The organism is Urbifossiella limnaea (genome assembly GCF_007747215.1).
Lineage (GTDB): Bacteria > Planctomycetota > Planctomycetia > Gemmatales > Gemmataceae > Urbifossiella > Urbifossiella limnaea.
The window spans coordinates 6526340-6543750 of record NZ_CP036273.1 but is presented as its reverse complement, the minus strand read 5'-3'; the positions used below and the strand labels follow the sequence as shown (position 1 = coordinate 6543750).

Here is a 17411-nt window from a genome sequence, read left to right as displayed (position 1 = left end):
CAACCGGCGTGCGCCCGGGTGACCCCATATCAACGAACCCGGCCGCCCTCCTGACGCCCACAGCCGCCCAAACCGTCCGCCAACGAGGGTCTTCCCACCCCCGTTGAAGTATCGTACCCTGTGCCGCAGCGTTCCCCCGCTGGCCCGGAGAAGACACCCATGCCACCCGCCACCGGCTTCTGGGGCATCGACATCGGGCAGTGCGCCCTCAAGGCCGTCCGCGTCGAACTGGTCGACGGCAAGCCCACGGCCACGGCGTTCGACTACGTCGAGCACCCGAAAATCCTCTCCCAGCCCGACGCCGACCCGGACATGCTCATCCGCGAGGCGCTCGAGAAGTTCCTCTCGCGGAACGAGATCGGCCGCGACGAGGTCGCCGTCGGCATCCCGGGGCAGTCCGGCCTGGCGCGGTTCGTCAAGCTGCCGCCCGTCGAAGAGAAGAAGATCGCCGAGATCGTCAAGTTCGAGGCCAAGCAGCAGATTCCCTTCCCGCTGGACGAGGTCGTCTGGGACTTCCAGAAGATCGCCGGCGGCGAGGTCGTGGACGGCTTCGCGATGGAGACGGAGGTCGGCCTGTTCGCGCTGAAGCGCGACGTGATCAGCCGCTACATGGGCTACTTCAGCGGCTCGAAGATCGAGGTGCACACGATCCAGATGTCGCCGCTGGCGCTGGTGAACTACACCACCTACGACCTGCTGCGGAAGGGCGGCAAGGTGCCGGCCCCGCCGCTGGACGAGGCGCCGGAAGAGGACACGCCGCGCGGCAAGATCCGCTGCGTCGTGGTGCTGGACATCGGCACCGAGGCGAGCAACCTCATCATCACCGACGGCGGCAAGATCATCTGGCAGCGGCCGATCCCGCTCGGCGGCAACAACTTCACCCGCGCCCTCACGAAGGAGCTCAAGCTCACCTTCGCCAAGGCCGAGCACCTGAAGCGGAACGCCGCCAAGAGCCCCGAGCTGCCGGCCATCCTCAAGGCGCTCAAGCCGGTCCTGCAAGACTTCGTCGGCGAGGTGCAGCGGTCGCTGGGCTACTTCACGAACACGCACCGCAACGCCCACGTCGGCTACATGGTCGGCCTCGGCAGCGCCTTCCGCCTCCCCGGCCTCCAGAAGTACCTCGCGGAAAAGCTGTCGCTCGAAGTCAAGAAGCCGAGCGACTTCGCCCGCCTGGAGGGCGACACGGTCGTGAAGGACCCGCTGTTCGTCGAGAACATCCTGTCCTTCCCGGTGGCCTACGGCCTGGCCCTGCAAGGGGCCGGCGAGGCCCGGCTGACCACGAACCTGCTGCCGACGGAAATCCGCACGGAACGCCTGATCCGCGCCAAGAAGCCGTACGGCGTCGCGGCCGCGGCGGCGCTGCTGCTCGGCACGGCCGGGCTGGCGCTGGGGTACGGGGCGACGTACAAGTCGATTTCCGACCCGAAAATCGATCAGGCGCTGGGCACGGCCAAGAACGCCGTCGCCACGGTGGCCACCCAGGAGAGCAAGTACAACACGGCGAACTCCGGCGTGACCGACAGCAAGGTGCTGGTGAAGGCCGTGGTGTCCGGGCAGGACGAGCGGCTGAACTGGCCGCGGCTGCAGGAGGTGCTGTCGGCGGCGCTGCCGCGGCCGGGGGCCGACGGGAACCTCCCGCCGCAGCTGTGGCAGAGCACCGAGGGGAAGGGCGCGGCGGCGTACGACCAGTTCCGCCGCCGGATGAGCAACGGCGTGCCGATCGAGGAGGCGCTCCAGTACGAGACCTCGGAGCACCCGCGGCACCTGGCCATCGTCAACATCGAGGCGGTGTACCCGCGGTGGGTGGACAACCTGCCGGCGTTCTTCACCAAGATCGACGACGAGGTGTACGGCGACCAGACGGTGAAGCCGGCCCGCGGGTTCGGCGAGGACATCGCCCGGGTCATGCTGCCCGAGGAAAAGAAGGTGGACGAGACCACCAAGCGGGTGAAGCCGGACGTCAAGGAGGGCGGCGGGTGGGTGGTCGAGATCCGCGGGTGGACCGACTACGGCCCCGGCACCCCCGGCGCCGAGCCGTTCATCCGCGACGGGCTGATCGCCAACCTGCAGAAGATGTCCACCACCTACGCGGAGCGGAACGGCGGGGACAAGAAGGCCGGCAAGTACATCCCCGGGCTGGAGGCCGACCCGGTGAAGGGGAAGGTGTCGCACGCCTTCATCTACCACGTGTGGCCGGTGGAGAACCCGAGCCCGAACGTGATGGTGTTCGTGAACCGGTCGTACCTGGACGCCCACGCCGGCGGGCTGTCGTCGGGGGCCGCCGCGGGCGCCCCGGGCAACCCGTCGTCCAGCAGCGGCCCCCCCCCGGGTATGGTCGGGCCGAGCGGGCCGGGTAGCAGCAGCAGCGGCGTCAGCGCCGAGGCGGCGGCGGCCCCGCCGGCCGGCCCCCCGTGGTCGCCGGTCGGCCCCGGCGGGCAGGCCAGCGCCCAGGGCGCCGGCCCCGGCAGCTCCAGCGGCGGCCCCCGCGGCGGCGCGCCGGAGTCCGGCACCAGCCTCGCCCCGCCGACCGCGTCCGTCGGGTCGTCGTCCAGCAGCGTGTCCAGCGGTGTCACCCTGCCGCCGCTCCCGGCCCTCATCGAGGGCACCACCCGCAAGCGGTTCGAGTTCGTGGTCATGTTCGTGTGGCGCGAGCCGGTCCCGGTGATGACCCCGGCCGACGCCCTCACCGCCCCGGCCGCCCCCGCCGCCGACGGCCGCTGACCCCGACCGCCCCGGCCGCCACCCGGCCGGGGCCACCCCCACCCGCACACCCGGCGACCGACCATGAGCATCGACAAGGACCAACTGAAGAAGCACCACTTCTGGATCCTCCTCGGGGTCGTCCCCGTGGTGGTCCTCATCGCCGCCTTCGTCGTCTCGGCCACCGTCGGCGCCGCCATCGAGGCCAAGACCAAGGCCGTCGCCGACGCCGAGAAGGAGATCGCCGGCAAGACCGGCGTGAAGTCCGACCCGCTCATCAAGCTGCTCGACGACCAGCGCGGCAAGCTGGAGGAGAAGAAGGTCGACTTGTGGAAGGAGAACTGGGAGCGGCAGATCGGCGTCGTCCGCACCAAGGACGCCGCCGGTAAGGAGGTCCTGACGCAGGACCAGGACCGCAACCTCCTCCGCTGGCCGAAGGCGCAGCTGCTCGAGAAGTACGCCTACACCCCCGACTACGCCACCGACAAGAACCAGCTCAAGTTCGGCGACAAGTTCGCCTCCGCCACCGGCGACGAGCTGAACGTGTTCAAGGTGCGCGAGGTGTACCTCGCCGAGTTCTCCAACGCCCGCCCCGGGTTCCCCGGCACCGGCATGGCCGACAAGGTGGCCCCGACCGAGTTCCTCGGCGGCTGGCAGAGCGTCCTCCGCCACATCTACTTCCCGCCCGTCGGCGCCGGCGGCGACAACGGCTGGGGCGTCCGCGTGCCGACGTCCGAGCAGATCTGGCTGGCGATGGAGGACGTGTGGGTCCAGCGCGCGGTCCTCGGCCAGGTGAAGGCCGTCAACGACGCCGTCGGCACGTTCACCCGGGTGCCGCTGCTGGACGCGAACAACAAGGCGACCGACAGCCCCACCCACCGGGCGTTCCAGAGCCGCAACTGGCGCGTCGAGCTGAAGGTGATCCCGGACGAGAAGGACCGCCGGCCGGTGCTGGTGGGCCGCATCAAGAACGTCACCGACCGCCTCCAGCCGCTCGGCCTCGGCGCCAAGCTGACGCTGAACGTGTGGCTGACCGGCGACAAGCAGGCCCGCCCGTTCCCGTTCCACGTCGGCGGCGAGTTCCTCCGCGGCGGCGAGGAGCGCGAGATCGTCCGCACCGAGGAGCACAACATCCCCGACGGCCTCATCCCCGGCGGGCTCGACCAGGCCGTCATCACCCGGGTCGAGCAGGTGTTCGACACCCGCACCGTGCCGGTCCGCCGGATCGACGCCGTGGCCCTGGGGTACAAGGACAGCCGGCACGCCCTGATGCCGCTGAAGATGCCCGAGTTCGAGTCGTACAAGAAGGAGGCCGAGAAGGCCGACGCCGGCTCCGCCGGCGCGAGCGGGCCGCCGGACGGGATGCGGGGGCCGTCGTCGTCGTCGTCGGGGACCACCCCTCTGCAGCCGGGCGCGGGCATGATACCCGGCGGCACCGGCGGCGGCGCCGGCGGCCCGGTCGAGGCGGTGGTGGACGGCAACCGCAAGCGCTACGTCGAGGTGACGGCCCAGGTGCGGCGGATGCCGGTGGCCATCACCGTGGTGGTGGACCAGGCCTACGTGCAGGACGTGCTGATCGCCTACGCCAACTCGCCGCTGCGCTTCCAGACCACGCAGGTCCACTGGAAGCGGTTCACCGGCACCCTGTCTGGGGGCGGCGCGGAGGGGGGCGGCGGGTACGGCGGCGAGGGCGGCGTGGCCACGACCGGCCCCGGCACCTCCGGCATCGGCTTCGGCGGCCCCCCCGGCGAGGACGGCGGCCCTGGGGCCAGCATGGGGCGTCCCGGCTTCGGCCGCGGCGGCCCCGGGAGCGCGTCCGGCCCGCCGGGGATGCCCGGCCCCGGGGTGATGCCCATGCCCGGCCCCGGGGTCATGCCCGGCCCCGGCAGCCCCGGTGGTACCCTGACCTCGATCTCCGAGAGCCAGCTCACCGCGGGGCTGGTCGAGCTGACGATCTACGGCATCGTGTCGCTGTACGAGAAGTACCAGGTGCCAACCGACCCCAACGCCCCGGCGACGCCGACGGCGGCGACCACCCCGACGCCCGAGCCGACACCCGCGCCGAAGACGGAGCCGACGCCCGCGCCGAAGCCCTGAACCGAGGGGCCGGGGGCCAACGCCCCCGGCCCGCCCGACCCCTACACCAGACCCCGAACACCCCGACCCGACCCAGGGTGCGCCATGGCCAAGTCGAAGTCGTCGAAGCCGAAGTTCGACATCAAGGAGTTCATGCTCAAGAAGGGGGAGTACGTCGTCCTCGGCGTCGCCGGGGCCGGCCTGCTGTTGCTCCTCTTCCTGGGCGGCACCACCTACACCGAGGCGAAGGACCCCAAGAAGATCGCCGACGGCCTCACCTCGAAGGCGCAGCAGATCCAGCGGTCCGTCGGCGACCCGGCCGACCCCAGCGCCGTCCCGCCGCTGACGGGCATGTACGACCCGACGAAGCCCGGCGGGTACATCCAGATCGCGGCGAGCGACTTCCCGCTGTCCGGGGTGATGTTCGACCCGACGGCCCGGCCGGACACGAAGCGCGAGAACCCGCGGGTGGACCGGATCGGCTCGTTCCAGGTGGACCTGGTGCGGGCGCCGATGAAGGCCCACGACATCGTGCTGGACCCCGAGGGCGGGGCGAAGATCGCCGTGAAGGTGGTCAAGAAGGTGGCCGAGGCCGACAAGCAGAAGATCAAGGACGCCCTCGCCGCGATCAAGGGGAATGCCGGGAAGGCCCGCAACGCCCAGAAGGCCGGCGCGCAACCGCCGACCGGGCCGGCGTTCGGCCCGTCCGGCCCGCCGACGGCCGGCCCCGGCCCTGGGTCGAGTTCGTCCGGCCCCGGTCCCGGGTCGAGTTCGTCCGGCCCGGGGATCATGCCGCCGGGTGAGGGCGGCAGTGGCGGGTTCAACCAGGGCGGCATGCGCTCCGAGACGACCATCAACTACATCCCCGTCGAGGACCTGGACCGGGCCGCCGCCGAGGGGAAGCTGCCGGCGATGACCGTGGTGCCGCTGCGGATGGTGGTGGTGAACGCCACCTTCCCGTTCAAGAAGCAGGCCGAGGAGATGAAGCGGGCGCTGCGGATGAAGACGGCCGCCGAGGCCGCCCCCTTCGTGCGGTTCGACGGGTTCGACGTGCGCCGCCGGGTGATCGCCCCGGACGGCACGATCGTCGGCACCGGGAAGAAGTACGCGGAGGTGGTGTCCAGCCAGAAGGACAACGACACCGTCGGCTGGTACGACTACCGGTACATCGACAAGTACCAGGAGTTGGTCGCGTCGCGGATGCTGAGCACCCACCTGGAGGGGGCCGACAAGAAGGACAAGACCGGCATCAGCGCCTACCTGCCGTACTTCTACCGGTACGAGGACAACCTGGTCATGTTCCTCCCCGAACTGGTCGACGAGCTCGGCAAGTACCCCGAGGTGAAGCTGCCGCCGATCCTCGACACGGTCCGGAAGATGAAGGACGCCGCCGCCCCGCAGGTGCAGAAGTCGGCGGTGCTGGAGCGGCTCACGGGCAAGGGGAAGGAGGGGCCGCAGTCGGCGCGGACCGGCATCTTCGCCCCGACCACCGGCGCCGGCACCGCCGTGTACGGCGGGGCGGGCGCGGGGATGATGATGCCGCCGCCGGGCGGCGGCGAGGGGAAGCTGGAGTCGGGCCTGGGTAACCCGCTGACGGCCGCGGGCGTGGAGATCGACGACATCCTGGTGCGGTTCATCGACCCCGACGTGCGGCCCGGGTACTCCTACGAGTACATGCTGCGGGTGAAGCTGATCAACCCGAACTACGGCAACCCGAAGTCGATGGCCAACCCGGTGCTGGCCGGGGAGAGCTTCAAGACCCTGCCCGGCCCGTGGACGCGGCTCGGCGAGCCGCTGACGGTGCCGCGCGAGTCGCACCTGTTCGCGTACGACCCGGTGAAGTACGAGGAGGACGTGAAGGCGGCGTACGGGAAGCAGCAGTCGCTGGAGGCGCGGTTCAAGCTGCCGGCGGGCAACACGCACACGGTGGTGCAGAAGATGACGTGGCTGGAGCAGGTACGGGTGGACAGCGGCACCAACCAGCGCGAGCCGGTCGGGGCGTGGGTGGCGGCCGAGATGCCGGTGGCCCGCAGCGGGTTCATCGGCCGCAAGACCTACGTCAAGCTGCCGCTGTGGAGCAGCGAGGAGGACCGCTACCAGCTCCGCGAGTTGCAGACCGAGAAGGTCGGCAAGGGGAAGGACGCGAGCACCCCGAAGGGGTGGCTCGTGGAGGAGTTCGTCGGCCGCGACGTGCTCGTGGACTTCGAGGGCGGCAAGGTGACGACCCGGTTCGCCGGCAAGTCGCCGGTGATCGAGGACGTGAACACCGAGCTGCTGATCGTGCGGCCGGACGGCCGGCTGATGGTGCGCAACAGCAAGGACGACATGGCGAACCCGGAGCGCGTCCGCGACGTGGCCGAGTGGACGGCGTGGCAGAAGAACGTGGAGACGGCGGCGCCGGTGGGCGCGGCCGGCGACAACAACCCGTTCGCCCGGCCGAGGGATTAGCCGGCGCCGGTGGCGAACGACGACGACTCGGGCCGGGAACGCGAACCCTGGTGGGGGTGTGTTCCCGGCCCTGTCGTTGGCACCTGGTGCCCCGCGTCGGGTCACGAAGCCTCGACCTACGGGAGGCGGTCGGCCCCGCCGAACGGCCACCAGTTCCACTCGTCGGGCAGCAGCCCCAGCAGCCGCCGGTACGCCGGCCCCAGCCAGCTCGGCAGCGCCCGCGACACGGCCGACCCCCTCGTCTCGCCCACGTACACCTGGTCCGACGGCCGCAGCGTCACGTTCGTGGCGTGGTCGCCGTCGAGGAGGACGGCCGCGGGGTTCACCTTGAACACCTCCGGCCGGCCGCCCCCGGCGACGTTCGGCCGCACCACGTAAACCTTGCTCAGCTCCGACCCCGGCGGCAGGCTGCCGGTCCGCGTCAGGAAGGCGACGACCGGCTCCGGCCCCTGGAACGGCACGACGCGGGTGTGGCCGCGGACCGGGCCGTGGACGTACACCCGCCCGCCGCGCGGCGCCGCCAGCGACAGACTCACGTCGTCCGCGGGCACACCCGCCGCCAGCGCCACCGCGGTGCGGGCCTCGTCGAGCGTCAGCCCCTCGACGCGCGGCCGCGCCGCGACGGGCAACCGGCCGTCGAGATCGACGGCGGCGACCGCGTCCCACGCGGGCCGGTCGGCGACGCCGACCTCGAGCACGTCGGGGCAGCCGATGCGGTAGTCGGCGGCGGGGGTCGCGGCGGCGACGGGGTCGGGCGGGGGCGGGGCGTTGCGGCGGAGGAAGCGGGCGTCGGCGCACCCGGCCGCGAGCACGCCCGCGGCGCACGCCCCCGCCCGGACCCAGTCTCTGCCGCGGCGCGTTCCCACAATTCCGGTATCGGCCGCACGACCGGTACACCTTGACCCGAAGCGCCGGCCGCGAGAACATGCCGGTCCCCCCCGGAGCCGCCCCATGGGCCACCCGCCCCCGCCCCCGCCGCCGACCCGCCTCGACTCCGTCGACGCCTACCGCGGCCTCGTCATGCTCCTCATCATGTTCGAGCTGTTGAAGCTCTCCGCCGTCGGCAAGGAGGCCGGCAACTGGTTCGTTTCACTCCTCGGGTACCACCAGACGCACGTGGAGTGGGTCGGCTGCTCGCTGCACGACCTGATCCAGCCGTCGTTCTCGTTCCTGGTCGGCGTCAGCCTGCCGTACTCGCTCGCGGCCCGCCGCGCGAAGGGGCACGGCACCGCCGGCCTGGCGCTACACGCCTTCTGGCGCGCGTTCCTGCTGGTGATGATCGGCATCGTCCTGCGCTCGTTCGGCGAGCCGATCCCCGACATCGGGTTCACCGACACCCTCTCTCAGATCGGCCTCGGCTACGGCTTCCTGTTCCTGCTGGCGCTGCGCCCGGTGCGCGACCAGTGGGTCGCGGTCGGGGCCATCCTCGTCGGCTACTGGGCGCTGTTCGCGCTGTGGCCGGTCGCGGACGGACCGGGCGCCGGCGTGAAGCCGGAGTGGTTCCAGGAGCACGGGCTCACCGGCTTCGCGGCGCACTGGAACAAGAACGCGAACCCCGCCGCGGCGTTCGACGTCTGGCTGCTGAACCTGTTCCCGCGGCAGTCGGAGTTCGTGTTCAACCGCGGCGGCTACGCCGGGCTGAGCTTCGTCCCGACGCTGGCGACGATGATCCTGGGCCTGATCGCCGGCGGGGTGCTCAAGAGCGACCGCGGCGGCTGGGCGAAGGTGGGCTGGCTGGCGGCGGCCGGCGTGGTCGGCCTCGCGGCCGGGTGGCTGCTCGGCGAGGTCGGCGTGTGCCCGGTGGTGAAGCGCATCTGGACGCCGAGCTGGGTGCTGTTCAGCGGCGGCTGGTGCTTCCTACTGCTGGCCGGGTTCTACGCGGTGAACGACGTGATCGGCTGGCGGCGGTGGGCGTTCCCGCTGGTGGTGGTGGGCACGAACTCGATCGCCGCGTACTGCATGAGCAACTCGGTCGTGAAGCCGGAGATCGGGCGGTTCGTGCGGCGGCACTTCGGCCGGTTCCTGGAGATGGTCGGGCCGCCGTACGAGACGGCCGTGGCCGGCGCGGCGACGGTGCTGCTGATGTGGCTGATCCTGTTCTGGATGTACCGGCGGAAGATATTCATCAAGGTGTAGGTGCAACGCCGCGAGCGGCGGAACCGGAGCGCAGCATGGTCCCCGTCGGCCGCTACCGCCACTTCAAAGGCGGCGAGTACGAGGTGCTCGGCCTCGCCCGCCACTCCGAGACGGACGAGCGCCTCGTCGTCTACCGCCCCCTGTACGGCGACGGCGGACTGTGGGTGCGGCCCGTCGCCATGTTCCTCGAATCGGTCGAGCACGACGGCCGCACGGTGCCGCGGTTCGCACCGTTGGAACACGCCGGATGACCACCGACCCACGGCCTCTAGTCGGCGACAGCCCGGCGCTCGCGGCGGTGCGCCGCGCTGCCGGGCGCGTCGCGCCGACCGACGCCACCGCCCCGCCGCGGGCCGAGCCAACACGACCAGGGCGGCGGCAGAAACCCTCGAGCGACGGCTCGTTGATGCACCCCCCGGGCGACGCGCGGGCCGCCGGGCCGAGATGCCCGACGGCCACCCGGATCGTCCGGCCCGGGCCGGACGGATGCAAACGAAGATTCACCCCACCCACTGCGCGTCAACACCCGCGACGCTCACCAGCCCCTCGGGGAACCACAGCGCCACCTCGAGGGCGGCGTTCTCGGGGCTGTCGCTGCCGTGGACGAGGTTGTTCTGCACGCTCAGCGCCAGGTCGCCGCGGATGGTGCCGGGCGGGGCCTTGGCCCCGTCGGTGAGGCCCATCAGGGTGCGGCACACGGCCACGGCCTCGCGCCCCTCCCACACCATCGCCACCGTCGGGCCGCTGGTCAGGAACGCGAGCAGGCTGTCGTAGAACGGCTTCCCCTTGTGGACGGCGTAGTGCTGCTCGGCCAGCGCCCGCGGCGCCTGCACCAGCTTCAGGCCGGCGAGGCGGAGGCCCTTCCGCTCGAACCGGCCGGTGATCTCGCCGACGAGCCGGCGCTGCACCGCGTCCGGCTTCAGGAGGATGAGGGTCTGCTGCATGGGGTGGCTCGTGGTGGGGGGTGGCGGGTCGGAGTCAGGATGCGGACCGGCCGGCCGATCGTCCAGCGCCGGCTTTAGCCTCTCGCCCGGCCCGCCGCCGGCTGCTACCATCGGGGTACGCCGACCTCCCGGAACGCCGCCATGCCCCGCCGCGAGAGCTACCAGACCGACGACGACTACGACGACCGCCGCGGCAGTGCGTCCGGGGGCGGCGGCATCCCGGGCTGGGTGTGGGTTGTCGGCGGGGGTGGCGCGCTCGCCGTGGTGGTGGTCGTGGGGCTGATGTTCTTCGCGTTCACCGCCCGCCGCGAGGCGATGGTTCAGCACGAGGTCGCGCGGGCCGAGTTGGCGCGCGACGAGGCGCAGATGATGCGGGCCGAGGGGAATGCCGTGGGGGGCCACGGCGCGGTCGGCATGGCCCCGGACAGGCTACCGGTCCTGTCGCTGCTGCGGGTCACCAACGCCTACAAGAACGACCCCGGTACCGCGGAGGTGCGCTACACCAACCAGCGGGTGCGGGTGCGGGTCGAGGTGAAGGCGACCGGCGAGGGGTGGGTCGGAACGTCCGCAGACCTCGGGTCCGGCCCGCCGCGCCCGATGGCGTCGAACGTGATCTTCCGGCTGGACGACGACGGGGTCGCGGCCGGCACCACGGTCGTGATCGAGGGGATGTGCGCCGGCCTGTCGCCCGGCCCGGCGGACGGCCCGATGCGCGGCCCGACGCTCACCTTCACCAACTGCCGGGTGGTGCGGGAGTGAGTGCCGCTGGTCGCCGCGCCCCGCTCTAGCCCCGGTCGTAGGCCACGGCGGCGACCGGGCCTTGCCCCTTCTCCAACCGCCGCTCGTTGGCGAACGCCACCACGTCGGCCAGCGCCCGGACCACGGCCGGGGCGGCGTCGGCGTGCTCGACGCGGAACACCGTCAGCTCGCCGGGCAGCGCCTGCACCCGGGCCGTCGGCGTCCGCGGGTCGTCGAGGTGGGTGAGCGAATCCACCAGCGCGTCGAGGTTCTTCCCGTGCCCCGGCGGGAAGCCGAGCGCGGCGGCGACGGCGGCGTGAAGTGCAGCCGCGTCGGGCAACTGCCGGGCGTCGAGGCGGACCAGCATGGCGGCTCCCGTCAGCGGATGCGGGTGAACGAGTCGTAGTGGTCGGCGGTGTAGAACGCGGAGCCGTCGGAGCCGGTGACGAGCCGCTCGGCGCCGCGGTTCACGCCGGGGCGGAGTGGGTTCACGTCCCACTCCCGGTAGCGGACGCGGCCGCCGCGGGCGTCCGTCTGCGGGAGGCGCCGCTCGAAGTTGCCGAACGTGCGGCCGCCCTCGTAGCCGTCCATCGCGTCGCCGGTGCGGTCCACGTGCTCCAGCACCTTCAGCGCCTTGTCGGGAACGCCCTTGGGGGCGACCTTCGGCACCGCCTTCGGGGCGACGGCGGCGGCCTTCGGCGGCGGGAACATCTCGGCGAGAAACAGCTTCACCGCGTCGGCCGTGCGGGCGTCGGCGTCCGGGTCGAAGGCGCGCCCGGTCTTCAGGTCGCGGCCGGCGAGCGGGTTGGTGAAGTCGCCGGCCACCCCGCCCATTCGGAGTACCTGCCAGTCCACGCCGCCGGCCCGCATCTCGGCCTCGAACGCGGCGAGCCTGGCGGCGGGCACGGCCGGGTCGTCGGCCCCGACCACGACCAGCACCGAGGCGCCGACGCTCTTGCCGTCGTTCCCGGTCGGCGTCGGGTCGCCGTGGACGCAGACGACGCCCTCGACCTCGGCCTTGGCGCGGGCGAGTTCCAGCACCGCCGTGCCGCCCGCGCCGTAGCCGACGGCCGCGAGCCGCTTCGGGTCCACGTTCGGCAGCTTCTCCAGCGCCGCCAGCCCGGCGGCGACCCGCCCGCGGACGAGCACCCGGTCCTTGCCGCCGAGCCCGAGCCGGGCCGCGGCGTCGGCCGCGTCCTTCGGGGCCACGCCCTTGCCGTACAGGTCGGCGGCGAGGACGACGTACCCGAGCTTCACCAACTGCGCGGCCTTCCCCTTCGCGGCGACGCCGTTCGGCCCCTGCTCGTGCGCGAGGAGCACGCCCGGCCGCTTCGGCGGGCCGATCGTCTCGAAGACGGTCACGCCTTCGAGGGCGACCGGGCCGTGCTGGTACGCGACGGGGCGGGTGACGAGCTGCGCGAACCCCGGGGCGGCGCCGGCGACGACGAGCGCGAGGGCGGCGGCGAACCGGGTCATGCGCGGGCTCCGCGGGAGAGTCGGGCGGTGGGGTGAAACGTACCACCGCGGCGGGGCGGTCACAAGGGGCGGCGTCAGGACGAGCTGCGCGACCCCGTCAGCCCCCCGCCCGCGGCCGGTCGAACGCCGCCGACCAGCCGGGCAGCTTCTCCGCAAGCTCGTCCGCGCCGCCGGCGCGAAGGGTGACGTGCCCGACCTTGCGGCCGGGACGGTCGGCCTTGCCGTAGTGGTGCAGGTGCGCCGCCGGGTCCGCCAGCACCGCGGCCGCCGCCGGCACCGTGCCGATGAAGTTGAACATCGCCGACCACCCCGCCGCGTCGCACCGGCCCAGCGGCAGCCCGCACACGGCGCGGACGTGGTTCTCGAACTGCGAACAGTGCGCCCCCTCGATCGACCAGTGCCCCGAGTTGTGGACCCGCGGCGCCATCTCGTTCGCCAGGAGCCGCGGGCCGTCCTGGAACCACTCGACCGCCAGCACGCCGACGTAATCCAGCTCCGTCAGGATGCGCGCCGCGTACTCGGCGGCGCGCTCGCCGAGCTCCTCGCCCAGGTCGCCGGCCGGCGCCACGGAGCGGTGCAGGATGCCGTCGCGGTGCTCGTTCTCGACCAGCGGGTACGTGCCGATGCTGCCGTCGCGGCCGCGGACGGCGAGGATGGAGAGCTCGCGGTCGAACGGTACGAAGCCTTCGAGGATGAGGGGCCGGCCGCCGAGCGTTTCCCAGGCGTGGTCGGCGTCGGCCGGGGTGCGGATCACCGCCTGCCCCTTGCCGTCGTACCCGAAGCGGCGCGTCTTCAGCACCGCCGGCAGGCCGATTGCCGTCACCGCGGCGTCGAACTCGGCGCGCGTCTCGACGGCGGCAAAGGGTGGCGTGGGGACGCCCAGCGAGTTGAGGAACGTCTTCTCGACGACGCGGTCCTGCGACACCTCGAGCGCCCGCGGCGGCGGGAACACGGGGACGCGCTCGGCCAGCCACCGGGCCGACTCCACGGGCACGTTCTCGAACTCGTAGGTGACCACGTCGGACGCCTGCGCCAGCTCGTAGAGGGCGCGGAAGTCGTCGAACTCGCCGCGGACGTGCGGGCAGACGTGACCGGCGCAGGCTTCGGCGGCGGGGTCGAGGACGGTGGGGCGGACGCCGAGCGGGTGCGCCGCGAGGGCGAGCATCCGCCCGAGCTGCCCGCCGCCGAGGATGCCTAAACGCATGTCGTGAGCCCAGCAAGACGAAGGCAGATTGGCCGCAAAAAGGCACGAAAAGACACAAAAAGGAAGAACAAGAATGATTTCAACGTCGGTCTTGGCTCGGTCTTACATGTTGTGTCTTTTCGTGCCTTTTTGCGGCCAATCTGCCTTCGTCCGCTACCCCCGCGGGTCGGGGTGGTCGAGCACGTCCTGCGTCTGCTTGGCGCGGAACGCCTGCACCGCCTGCCGCACCGGCGGGTACTTGTTCGCCAGGACCGCCGCCGCGAACAGCGCCGCGTTCCGCGCCCCCGCCTTGCCGATCGCCATCGTCGCCACCGGCACCCCGCCCGGCATCTGCACGATCGACAGCAGCGAGTCCACGCCCCGCAGCACCGCCGACTCCACCGGCACGCCGACCACCGGCAGGCACGTCTTCGCCGCGCACATGCCCGGCAGGTGGGCCGCGCCGCCGGCGCCGGCGATGATCACTTCCAGCCCGCGGCCGACGGCCTGCTCGGCGTAGTCGAACAGCAGGTCGGGGGTGCGGTGGGCCGACACCACCCGCGCCTCGTAGGCGACGCCGAGTTCGCCGAGCAACTCGGCGGCGTGCCGCATCGTCTCCCAGTCGGACCGGGAGCCCATGATGATTCCGACGAGCGGCTCGGCCATGAACGCGGACCCGGCGGGGGAGGGGGCCGGGCGTCGTTATAGAAGTGTGGTGGCGGACGTGAAAGGCTGCGGCGCCGGCGGGTGGCGCCAACCAGCCGTTAGGCCGGGGCGCAAGCCCCGTCGGGCGTCCGAACCCCGACGGGGCTTGCGCCCCGGCCTAACAGCGCACCGGACCGCATTCGAGGGCACACTCCGTCACCGCTTCACCACCATCCCCTGGCCCGTCGGCAGTTCCAGCACCTGATACCCGCGGCGGCCGAAGAACTCGTCCTCGGCCTCCTTCTGGGCCACGAAGTCGATCCAGCCGTAGTCGTCGAGCAGCACGACGCCGCCGGGCACCACGCGGTCGAACAGCGTCTCCAGGCACGCCACCTCGGCCCGCGGCGAGTTCAGGTCGATGTGCAGGAACGCGATCTTCTGGTGCGCCGTCATGTCCAGCGCGTCGGGCACGAAGCCGCGCACCACCGTGACGTTCGGGTAGCCGGCGAAGCGGTCGCGGACCGTCTCGTACAGCCGGGGGATGCGGTAAGCCGCGTTCGCCATGTCGAGAAAGTTCGGGTTGAAGCGGAAGTCGTCGGCCGAGGTGTACTTGGGCGAGTAGCCCTCGAACGAGTCGTACAGGTGGAACGTCTTCGGCAGCTTCTCGAAGCTGACGCAGCGGGCCACGGTGTACGCCATGTCGCCCTTGAAGACGCCGCACTCGACGAAGTCGCCGTCGAGCCCGACGGCCCGGCGGGCGGCCCACACGAGCGTGTTCAGCCGCCACGCGATGGTGTCGGGGCCGTCGTACTGGTCGTAGGGGTGGAGGCCGCGGAACGTGTTCAGCGCCTCCTGAAACACCGGCTCGCGGATGACGCTGGCGGACTTGTCGAGCGTCAGGAGCCGGTCGCCCCACGTCACGGACTTGTGCCACGGGCGGACGAGCTCGTCGACGGCGCGGTTGACGAGCCGGGCGGCCGCCTCCCAGTCCTTCTCGTTGCGGCCGGCCGTCATCAGGGCGACGGCCTTCTCCCACGTCATCTGCCGGAGCTCGGCCGCCTCGCGCTCGGCAGCGGCGCGGGCGGATTCGGCGGCGGCGCGGGCGTCCTCGGAGCGGGCGAGTTGGTCGTGGGCCGCGGCCAGGTCGGCGGCGCGGCGGTCGGCGACGGCCGTCGCGGCGCGGGCGGCGCCGTCGTCGCCGGCGTAGAGGAGGCGGGCCAGCCGCGCCCGCCACGGCCGGGTCATCGCCTTCAGGCTCGTCACGACAGGCATCGCCACCCCCGGGTCGTCGGACCGACCCGACGGATTACCCGGTCGCGGCGCTCCACGCAAGCCGAGCCGGAGGCGCGTTAGGCCGGGGCGCAAGCCCCGTGGGGGTTCGACACCCCACGGGGCTTGCGCCCCGGCCTAACGCGCTTCTGCCGACCCCCGCAGGCGGACCGGGGTCGCGCTCAGTTCACCCGGTCGAACACCACCGCCCGCTTGGCGCGGGCCACCTCGCGCCAGCCGCCGGCGCCCAGCAGGTAGCGCTCGATCGGCGGCTTCTCCGTGCCGGTCGGGTCAGTCATCACGATGGCGCGGCGGAAGCCGTAGCGGCCGGCCCAGCCCTCGAACACCGGCCCCAGCTCCGCCGGCGGCAGGCCCAGGGTGTCGGAGTAGGCGCGAATCCAGTCGTCGCCGTACAGCTCGCAGCGGTCGTCCATGAAAATCTTGAGCGTCGGCGTGTGGTAGATCAGGAAGCCACCGAGGTTGGCGTCGTTGAACACCGGCGTGCCCGGCGGCACCGCGGCGGCGTAGGCCCGCATCTCGTCGGCCAGTTCCACCGGGATGAAGTCGGGGTCGAGCCGCGCCCACCCGCGGCCCACCACCGGCGCCTCGACGCCCGTCAGTTGCAGCGTCGCAATCAGCATCACGACCGCGGCGGGGATCGCCGCCCACGCCCACCCGGGCCGGCGCTCCGGGGCGTGCGCCAGGGAGCCGTCGCCGTACTTCACCAGCAGCCGGTGCCAGACGGTGTGCGGCCACAGGTCGGCGAGCGCGACCGCCGCGGTGATGGCGAACAGCGGCCCCTGCCGGATTCCCTTGAAGCTCAGGACGAGCCACGCGATCGGAATGAGCCACGACACCCGCGGCAGTTTCGGCAGCGTGCCGGCGAGCAGCGCCAGGTACAGCACGCCGAAGCCGATGACGGTGAGGCCCAGCGGCGACGCCGGGTCCAGCGGCATGTGCTCGTTCACGACCTCGGGCAGCACCTTCGACCCGACGATGCGGCGCCAGGTGTTCAGCATCTCCATGCCGAACGGGTTCACGAACGGCGTCAGCCCGCACGCGGCGACGACGGCGACGAGGAGCCAGGCGGTGCGCCAGTTGGTGATCGGCGACTCGCGCCGCGCCAGGAACAGCACGCCCCACCCGGCGACGGCAAGGCCGAGCGTCATGGTGCCGCCCAGCACGCCGCCGTGGAGGTTCGTCCACAGCACGAACAGCGGGATCAGCCCGGCGAGCCGCCACGTCGAACAGCGGCCGCGCTCGAAGTCCACGACGCACATCATCGTCCAGCCGAGCAGCGCGATCGTGGCCATGTGCGGCCGCACGAAGTAGTGGAAGGCGCCGACGACGAGCGCCGCGCCGACCAGCAGCCCGGCGAGCATCGGCCCCATGCCGGCCTGTAAGGCGCGGCGGAAGATCAGCGTGTACAGCGTGGCGACGAGAACGGCGAAGCCGAGGAGCATGGCGTCGAGGCCGCCGGCGCGGTGGGCCACGGCCATCAGCACCTCGGCGCCCCACTGCTGGGGGATCCAGGTGCGGCCCTCGAACGTGTACGTGAACGGGTCGGTGGTGGGGAAGCCGTGGTCGACGATCAGCTCGCCGACCTTGACGTGCCACAGCGCGCCGGGGTCGTAGAACCCGCGCTCGCGGAACGCGAGCAGGAGCAGGAGCATCACCGCGAGAAAGAACGCCGCTTCCGGCCGCAGCAGCCGCCTCACCAGTTCACCTCCGCCGGGGGGCCGACGGAGAAGCTTAGAACAGGATTCAGGCGGGTGCTGAACTCGGCGAGCGCTGCC

Annotated in this window: 14 protein-coding genes; 6 read left to right on the top strand and 8 right to left on the bottom strand. The window is 72.2% G+C overall.

Features of this window, described 5'->3' with window-relative positions:
- The first annotated feature begins 159 nt into the window (after window positions 1-159).
- From pilM to ETAA1_RS26675, 3 genes are all read left to right on the top strand, one after another.
- Window positions 160-2721 (top strand): type IV pilus assembly protein PilM, encoded by a 2562-nt coding sequence (gene pilM / locus ETAA1_RS26685; protein ID WP_145243687.1) that lies wholly within the window; start codon window positions 160-162, stop codon window positions 2719-2721.
- A 63-nt stretch (window positions 2722-2784) separates the two neighbouring features.
- Window positions 2785-4797, top strand: a complete 2013-nt coding sequence (locus tag ETAA1_RS26680; protein ID WP_145243686.1) for a hypothetical protein — start codon at window positions 2785-2787, stop codon at window positions 4795-4797.
- Between the two features lie 84 nt (window positions 4798-4881).
- Window positions 4882-7224, top strand: a complete 2343-nt coding sequence (locus ETAA1_RS26675; protein WP_145243685.1) for a hypothetical protein — start codon at window positions 4882-4884, stop codon at window positions 7222-7224.
- Window positions 7225-7340: 116 nt separating this feature from the next.
- Here the strand turns inward: ETAA1_RS26675 and ETAA1_RS26670 are convergent, their stop codons facing one another.
- Window positions 7341-8090 carry a polysaccharide biosynthesis/export family protein gene (locus ETAA1_RS26670; protein ID WP_145243684.1) on the bottom strand — a complete coding sequence of 250 codons (750 nt, stop codon included), beginning with the start codon at window positions 8088-8090 and terminating at the stop codon, window positions 7341-7343.
- 85 nt (window positions 8091-8175) lie between these two features.
- On the opposite strand from ETAA1_RS26670, the gene ETAA1_RS26665 reads away from it, so the two are divergent.
- Window positions 8176-9360, top strand: coding sequence for an acyltransferase family protein (locus tag ETAA1_RS26665; protein ID WP_202920430.1), 1185 nt, complete (start codon window positions 8176-8178; stop codon window positions 9358-9360).
- Between the two features lie 35 nt (window positions 9361-9395).
- Window positions 9396-9611, top strand: a complete 216-nt coding sequence (locus ETAA1_RS26660) for a DUF1653 domain-containing protein (RefSeq protein WP_145243683.1) — start codon at window positions 9396-9398, stop codon at window positions 9609-9611.
- 249 nt (window positions 9612-9860) lie between these two features.
- On the opposite strand, the gene ndk is transcribed toward ETAA1_RS26660, so the two are convergent.
- A complete protein-coding gene (gene ndk, locus ETAA1_RS26655; protein ID WP_145243682.1) occupies window positions 9861-10304 on the bottom strand; it encodes a nucleoside-diphosphate kinase in 444 nt (147 codons plus the stop codon).
- Between the two features lie 141 nt (window positions 10305-10445).
- On the opposite strand from ndk, the gene ETAA1_RS26650 reads away from it, so the two are divergent.
- A complete protein-coding gene (locus ETAA1_RS26650; protein WP_145243681.1) occupies window positions 10446-11063 on the top strand; it encodes a hypothetical protein in 618 nt (205 codons plus the stop codon).
- Window positions 11064-11088: 25 nt separating this feature from the next.
- On the opposite strand, the gene ETAA1_RS26645 is transcribed toward ETAA1_RS26650, so the two are convergent.
- From ETAA1_RS26645 to ETAA1_RS26620, 6 genes are all read right to left on the bottom strand, one after another.
- On the bottom strand, window positions 11089-11409 hold the full coding sequence (locus ETAA1_RS26645) for a barstar family protein (protein ID WP_145243680.1): 321 nt from the start codon (window positions 11407-11409) through the stop codon (window positions 11089-11091).
- 11 nt (window positions 11410-11420) lie between these two features.
- Window positions 11421-12518, bottom strand: coding sequence for a dienelactone hydrolase family protein (locus ETAA1_RS26640; RefSeq protein WP_145243679.1), 1098 nt, complete (start codon window positions 12516-12518; stop codon window positions 11421-11423).
- 97 nt (window positions 12519-12615) lie between these two features.
- A complete protein-coding gene (locus ETAA1_RS26635; RefSeq protein WP_145243678.1) occupies window positions 12616-13722 on the bottom strand; it encodes a 5-(carboxyamino)imidazole ribonucleotide synthase in 1107 nt (368 codons plus the stop codon).
- A gap of 153 nt (window positions 13723-13875) precedes the next feature.
- The gene (purE, locus tag ETAA1_RS26630; protein WP_145243677.1) at window positions 13876-14367 is read right to left on the bottom strand and encodes a 5-(carboxyamino)imidazole ribonucleotide mutase; all 492 of its coding nucleotides are present in this window, start codon (window positions 14365-14367) and stop codon (window positions 13876-13878) included.
- A 195-nt stretch (window positions 14368-14562) separates the two neighbouring features.
- Complete coding sequence (locus tag ETAA1_RS26625) at window positions 14563-15618, bottom strand: TylF/MycF/NovP-related O-methyltransferase (RefSeq protein ID WP_145243676.1); 1056 nt, start codon at window positions 15616-15618, stop codon at window positions 14563-14565.
- 179 nt (window positions 15619-15797) lie between these two features.
- The gene (locus ETAA1_RS26620; protein ID WP_145243675.1) at window positions 15798-17333 is read right to left on the bottom strand and encodes a hypothetical protein; all 1536 of its coding nucleotides are present in this window, start codon (window positions 17331-17333) and stop codon (window positions 15798-15800) included.
- Window positions 17334-17411: the final 78 nt, after the last annotated feature.

Bases quoted from the DNA above. Each gene is read 5' to 3' on its own strand.
- pilM (WP_145243687.1), top strand. From the start codon at position 160: ATGCCACCCGCCACCGGCTTCTGGGGCATCGACATCGGGCAGTGCGCC.
- ETAA1_RS26680 (WP_145243686.1), top strand. From the start codon at position 2,785: ATGAGCATCGACAAGGACCAACTGAAGAAGCACCACTTCTGGATCCTC.
- ETAA1_RS26675 (WP_145243685.1), top strand. From the start codon at position 4,882: ATGGCCAAGTCGAAGTCGTCGAAGCCGAAGTTCGACATCAAGGAGTTC.
- ETAA1_RS26665 (WP_202920430.1), top strand. From the start codon at position 8,176: ATGGGCCACCCGCCCCCGCCCCCGCCGCCGACCCGCCTCGACTCCGTC.
- ETAA1_RS26660 (WP_145243683.1), top strand. From the start codon at position 9,396: ATGGTCCCCGTCGGCCGCTACCGCCACTTCAAAGGCGGCGAGTACGAG.
- ndk (WP_145243682.1), bottom strand. From the start codon at position 10,304: ATGCAGCAGACCCTCATCCTCCTGAAGCCGGACGCGGTGCAGCGCCGG.
- ETAA1_RS26650 (WP_145243681.1), top strand. From the start codon at position 10,446: ATGCCCCGCCGCGAGAGCTACCAGACCGACGACGACTACGACGACCGC.
- ETAA1_RS26645 (WP_145243680.1), bottom strand. From the start codon at position 11,409: ATGCTGGTCCGCCTCGACGCCCGGCAGTTGCCCGACGCGGCTGCACTT.
- ETAA1_RS26640 (WP_145243679.1), bottom strand. From the start codon at position 12,518: ATGACCCGGTTCGCCGCCGCCCTCGCGCTCGTCGTCGCCGGCGCCGCC.
- ETAA1_RS26635 (WP_145243678.1), bottom strand. From the start codon at position 13,722: ATGCGTTTAGGCATCCTCGGCGGCGGGCAGCTCGGGCGGATGCTCGCC.
- purE (WP_145243677.1), bottom strand. From the start codon at position 14,367: ATGGCCGAGCCGCTCGTCGGAATCATCATGGGCTCCCGGTCCGACTGG.
- ETAA1_RS26625 (WP_145243676.1), bottom strand. From the start codon at position 15,618: ATGCCTGTCGTGACGAGCCTGAAGGCGATGACCCGGCCGTGGCGGGCG.